The organism is Companilactobacillus kimchii DSM 13961 = JCM 10707, assembly GCF_001435445.1.
In the GTDB taxonomy this organism is placed as follows: domain Bacteria; phylum Bacillota; class Bacilli; order Lactobacillales; family Lactobacillaceae; genus Companilactobacillus; species Companilactobacillus kimchii.
This window is the reverse complement of record NZ_AZDH01000020.1, coordinates 66,412-72,801: the sequence shown is the minus strand read 5'-3', so window position 1 is coordinate 72,801 and position 6,390 is coordinate 66,412. Positions and strand designations below refer to the sequence as shown.

General features: G+C 37.2%; 2 protein-coding genes. Both read left to right on the top strand.

Annotated elements, in window-relative coordinates; all coding sequences use genetic code 11:
* Window positions 1-276 precede the first annotated feature (276 nt).
* Window positions 277-669, top strand: coding sequence for a type II toxin-antitoxin system HicB family antitoxin (locus tag FC97_RS10610; protein WP_054643591.1), 393 nt, complete (start codon window positions 277-279; stop codon window positions 667-669).
* A 552-nt stretch (window positions 670-1,221) separates the two neighbouring features.
* A partial coding sequence (locus FC97_RS10605; RefSeq protein ID WP_200958251.1) for an adhesive domain-containing protein occupies window positions 1,222-6,390 on the top strand: 5,169 nt, incomplete at its 3' end.

Genomic DNA, 6,390 nt, shown 5'->3' with positions numbered 1-6,390 from the left:
ACTTATGATTTTTCTCCAAGATGGATTAGAGAACATTTAGGATAAATAAATTGTGATACTTATGATTTTTCTCCAAGATGGATTAGAGAACATTTAGGATAAATAAATTGTGAAGAAATAAGATCTGGGAATCAAGATGATTACCAGGTCTTATTTTTGTTTAATAATCAATCTGATTGTTTATCTCAAAACAAATTACTATTTATTATGCGCACTAATATGTATAATCTGATGAAGAAAATTAATTTTGAGTAATAATTTTTGGAGGTAAAGACATTGACTACTAATAAGAACATATTGGTTTATCCGGTGGTTTTGCATCCAGAGGATGAAGGCTATAGTGTTGAAATTCCGGATATTGATAATGGTACTTGGACACAGGGCGAAGACTTGAAAGATGCATTGTTAAGGGCTCAAGATGTTATTGGAGCTATGCTGGAAGATAAGAGTGACTATCCTAAGCCATCTGAATTAGAAGATATAACTGTAAAAGATAATGATATCAAAACGATAGTGTATATTGATATGGAAGAATATCGAAAGAATAATCCGAAGACCGTTCGTAAAAGTGTTACGGTTCCTGAACAATTGGTAGTATTGGGAAAGAAGCAGAAACTAAATTTCTCAGCCATTCTTACTGAAGCTTTAAAAAATAAATTAGAAGTTTAAGTCGATCATAAAATTTTATGATCGATTTTTTTATCGAGTAATATGGATTCTTCACATCAGTAATTTTGATATATTCGTTTGTAGAAATACGATAATACTTTCGATTGTTGAAATTATATAGCCTTTTCAAGATATTCTCCAAATGTAATATACGTTAATTATGAATTAATTTGTTATCCGAAGAACTAATATTTCTTGATGGTCATATGAAAATATGGCTTTTTTATTTTTATGTCGTATAGTCATCTCTCAAAAAATTAGTCTAATAAATTGAGAAATAATGTTGCAAATTGACCGTTAGATTAAAATAATGATTAGTTTTAGGTTATGGTAATTTTATGGGATTAGTAGGCCAAAACTTCAACATGAATATTAACAAAAGATTATTTTGTGGGCAAAATATGACTTTAAAAGTTCATTAAATTAAATGATGCTTTGATTTAAACATAAGAAAAATATTATGAATTATATACGATATTTGTTTACAAAGATATTTATAAATGCTAACCTAGTAATTGTTAAATAAATCACAAATACATTAGAGGTGAGAGTATGGCTATTAAAAAACAAAAAGCATTGAACGTAACACTATATACTTCGAGTGGGGTTCTATTATTAATGAACGCTAGCTCAGGAGTGGTAAGTGCAGCAGTCGAAAGCGGTCATAAACAGGCTCAGGAAAGTAACGTTATGCCGACGGCTGGTTTAGCAGATATTTCGGTTTTAGGTAATGCTAGTTTAGTTTCTACAACTGGTAATACCATGACACCCAATTCACAGGGAAACTATGACTTATCTCTAAAATATTCTGGGACGGGCCTAGCCAGTGTTGGAGTGGCTGACAAAAAAGTATTAGTTTATTCTTTACCACCTGAATTACAAGGTAAGGTCGTAGGTGGAGCAACTGTTCAAATTGATGCTCAACTATTACCAATAGTACCTTCTGATGTTCCTGGAGTAGATCTCTTATTTGCAGCGGTGGAAACAGCTGTTGATGTTTTTGCTGGAGCAGTTAGATTACTGGGTGTTGATGTTAGTGGACTACAAGATGCAATTGATGATCTTAAGGGACTAAAGGAATTGGGAAGTTATCATGATACTTTACCAGGTGTAGTATCGGCTGATGGCAAAACTATTTCAGTTGATTTCACTCAGGGACTAGGCAATTACGTTAATCAAGCATACTCGTCACTTTTTAATGGTTTAGAAGATGCGGTTAATGGTATTAGTTCAAGTAATCCAGTTGTTAATACTGCTTTAACAGTGCTTAAACGTAGTACGACTCCACTTTTTAATTTGATTGATGAGATTGCTAGTGGAAGTTCAACCATTTTAAGTTCTGCCTTAAATGCAAATATTCTAGGGCAAACTAGTGGTACTTTGACGACAGCTGTCAGTGATCCTAACACGGCTACAGCGACAGTAAGAGCATCAGTTATTAGTAATGCTGTTTTATCAGCCAATATTATTTCATTGATAGATCAAGAGGGACAACCAGTGACATTGAATTTCCCTAATGACGCGGTTGATCCACTAGTTGATTATGAGGTAGCTTTACCAAAGCTAGATCCAGCAACTGAGGGAGAAACGACGATTAGTGGCTCAGTAGCTCTGAATGAACCAATTCCAGAAGGAACAACTTTTGCTGCAATTGCGACATTAGCTGATGGGACAGAGGTTAGTGGCAACGTTGATGCCAGTGGGAGTTTTGTAATTGAAACTGGAGCCTTACAAAAGGATCAAGTTATTAGTGTAAAAATTAAGGCTATGAATGGTGATTATACTAAAGATAGTGAAGCTGCATCCTTAACCGTTCAAGCAGGTCAGACAAGTGAGAATCCATTAGAAAACTATTTGGTAAGTGTTCCTACAGTATCGCCATCTTATGCAGGAGATACTTCTATAAAAGGTTCGGTAACCTTAAATCAACCAATTCCAGATGGTACAACATTTAATGCAATCGCTATTCTTAAAGATGGTACAGAAGTAAGTGGAGAGATTGATGAAAATGGTAATTTCACTTTAGATACAGGGATGTTGAACGAAGGTGATATTTTATCAGTCAAAGTAGTGGCAACGAATGGAGAATACACTAAAGAAAGTTCGTCAGTATCGGTAACTGTCCAAGCAACAATAGGGGATGAAAATCCGTTAGCTGATTATGACGTCACTACACCAACGGTTGATTCAGCTTATGCAGGAGATACTTCTATAAAAGGTACAGTAGCTTTAAATCAACCAGTCCCCGAGGGAACAACTTTTGAAGCTGTGGTTACTCTATCCGATGGAACCGAAGCCACAGGAATAGTAGCAGAAGATGGCAAGTTTGTAATTAATACCGATGAATTAAAGGAGAAAGATAATTTATCTGTAAAGATTAGAGCTAAAAATGATGTCTATTCTAAGGATAGTGCTTCAACAGCAGTAACAGTTCAACCACGTGAAATTACTAATCCGTTGGAAAACTATAATGTTTCTTCACCAGCTGTTAATCCCGCTATGGATGGTGATACATCAGTTAAAGGTTCAGTTGAACTTGAACAACCAATTCCAGAAGGTACAACATTTGAAACCGTTATAACGATGCCGGATGGAAGTGAGAAAAAAGCTATAGTTGATGTAGATGGAAAATTCACGGTTGAAACAGGAGAGTTAAAAGAAGGAGATGCTATTACAGTTAAGGTGGTAGCAACTAATGGCGAGAATACAAAGGAAAGTTCTCCGGTATCAGTAGTTGTTCAACCAGGGATTGAAGTGACAAATCCATTAAGTGATTACGAAGTTTCGAAACCAACTGTCGATGTTGTAACTGAAGGAGATACACAGATTAAAGGGTCGGTTGATTTAGTACAACCGATTCCAGAAGGAACAACATTTGAAGCAGTAGCAATTTTAGCTGATGGTACAGAGAAGGTCGGAACAGTTACTGAGAATGGTCAATTTACTGTTGAAACAGGTAGTTTAGAGAAGAATCAAGTATTATCAGTAAAAATCAGAGCTCATAATGACAGTAATGTGAAGGATAGTATTTCTATTTCGGTAGTAGTACAGCCAGCAAAAGAAACCAATCCATTGGAAAATTATAATGTGACTTCACCAGTGGTTAATCCTGTTACATCAGGGGATACATCAGTTGGTGGATCAGTTACGTTAGAACAACCAATTCCGGAAGGTACAAGCTTTGAGGCCGTTATAACGATGCCGGATGGAAGTGAGAAAAAAGCTAAAGTTGATGCAGATGGAAAATTCACGGTTGAAACAGGGGAGTTAAAAGAAGGAGATATTATTTCAGTTAAAGTTGTGGCAACTAATGGTGAAAATACGAAGGAAAGTTCACCTGTGATGATATCTGTACAACCAGAAATTACTGAAACCAATCCTTTAAGCAACTATGAAGTTTCAGTACCTTCAGTTGATACAGTGACTGAAGGAGATATGCAGGTTAAAGGATCAGTTAATCTAGTCCAGCCAATTCCGGAAGGTACGAATTTCGAAGCAGTTATAACGTTGTCTGATGGGACTGAAAAGATGGGTACGGTTGATGAAAATGGTCAATTTACAGTTGAAACTGGTGCTTTGAAGAAGTATGAAATTCTTTCCGTCAAAGTGACAGCTAAGAACGGTAATTACTCTAAAGATAGTGCTTCTATTTCGGTAAACGTGCAGCCATCAGAAGCAACCAATCCTCTAGAAAATTACAATGTAGTTTCACCAGTAGTTAATCCAATTATATCGGGAGATACATCAGTTATTGGATCAGTAAACTTATCACAACCAATTCCGGAAGGGACAACATTTGAAGTAATAGTTACACTTCCAGATGGCAGTGAGCTAAAAGGTCAAATTGATGAAACTGGTAACTTTGACATTAGTACTGGCGAATTGAAGGAAGGAGACAGTGTTTCAGTTAAAATTGTTGCTCACAATGGGGATAATCAAAAGGACAGTAGTCCAGTATTAGTAACCGTTGGCCCAGCAATTGAAGTAACAAATCCATTAGCAGATTATGATGTATCACAGCCTGTAGTTGTTCCGGTCAAAGCAGGATCTACTTCTATTAATGGTTCGGTAGAATTAGTCCAGCCAATTCCAGAAGGAACTTCATTCAAGGCAGTGGTGACACTAGTAGATGGTAGTCAGAAAACAGGCGTGGTTTCCGCAGATGGAAGTTTCACTGTAGAGACAGGTTCGTTAAACGAAGGTGATATTCTATCAGTTAAGATTACAGCCGAGAATGGCGAATATACAAAGGATGGAGCTTCAATTTCAGTAACAGTTGGACCTGCAAGTGAAGTAACCAACCCATTAGAAAACTATAATGTAGCTTCACCGACAGTTAATCCAATTGTGTCTGGCGATACTTCCGTTAGTGGTTCAGTGGAGATGACAAAACCAATTCCAGAGGGAACTAGTTTTGAAGTAGTAGTTACATTACCAGATGGTACGGAAGTGAAGGGACAGATTGATGAGAATGGTCAATTTACTGTTGAAACTGATGAATTGAAAGAGGGAGATACTGTTTCGGTCAAAGTTATCGCGCATAACGGCAATGATCAAAAAGAAAGTAGTCCAATTTCAGTAACAGTAGGATCCAAGATTCCTGACACTAATCCATTAGCAAATTATATTGTTAATGCACCAATCGTTGACGAAGTATTAGAAGGTGCAACAGCAATTAATGGTTCAGTGAATTTAACCCAACCAATTCCAGAGGGAACAACTTTTGAAGCAGTGGCGATTCTTGCTGATGGCACAGAAGTGAAAGGACAGGTTGATGAAAATGGTGATTTCAGTATTGAAACAGCAGTCCTTAATGCTGGGGATGTTATTTCAATTAGAATTACGGCGCAAAACGATGGCTATTCTAAGGACAGTGCTTCAATCTCAGTAACTGTAGGCGAAAAAGAAGAAATCAACCCGTTAGAAGACTATGAAGTAGCGACACCAGTGGTTGATAAGATTACAGATGGTGATATGAAAGTAACTGGTTCAGTTGTCTTGAATCAACCAATTCCAGAGGGAACAATATTTGAAGTAGTTGTAACTCTGTCTAATGGAATGCAAAGAAACTTCATGCTGGCAGCGGCACAACCATTTTCAAATAGTAGTCCACATACAGGAAGTATTGATGAAAATGGACGATTCTCAATTGACACTGAAAGATGGAATGACGGAGAATATGCAGACGTACAAATAATTGCGAGAAATACAAACTTTGAAAAATCTAGTCAGAGAGTTTCAGTACTCGTTGATTCTGGATTGCCATCAATCGATAATCCTCTGAATGATTATGAAGTTAAAGCACCATCCGTTGATTCGATTGTTGAAGGTGACACACAAGTGACAGGTTCGGTTGAATTTAATCAACCAGTTCCAGAAGGAACAGATTTTGAAGTAGTTGTCATCTTGCCTGATGGATCTGAGAGAACCGGTGCAATTGGTTCGGATGGTAAATTTACCGTAGAAACTGGTAAGTTAAACAAAGATGATCAAGTAAGAGTTAAAGTTGTGGCTAAGAATGGTCAGTACTCTAAGGATAGTAATATTGTTCAAATAAACGTTCGTGCTAATGATACTGGCGGCAACACAGGTGGTGGCGACGGAAATAACAACAACGGCGGCAACACAGGTGGTGGCGACGGAAATAACAATAACGGCGGCAATACAGGTGGCGGCGATGGGAATAACAACAACGGCGGCAATACAGGTGGCGGCGACGGG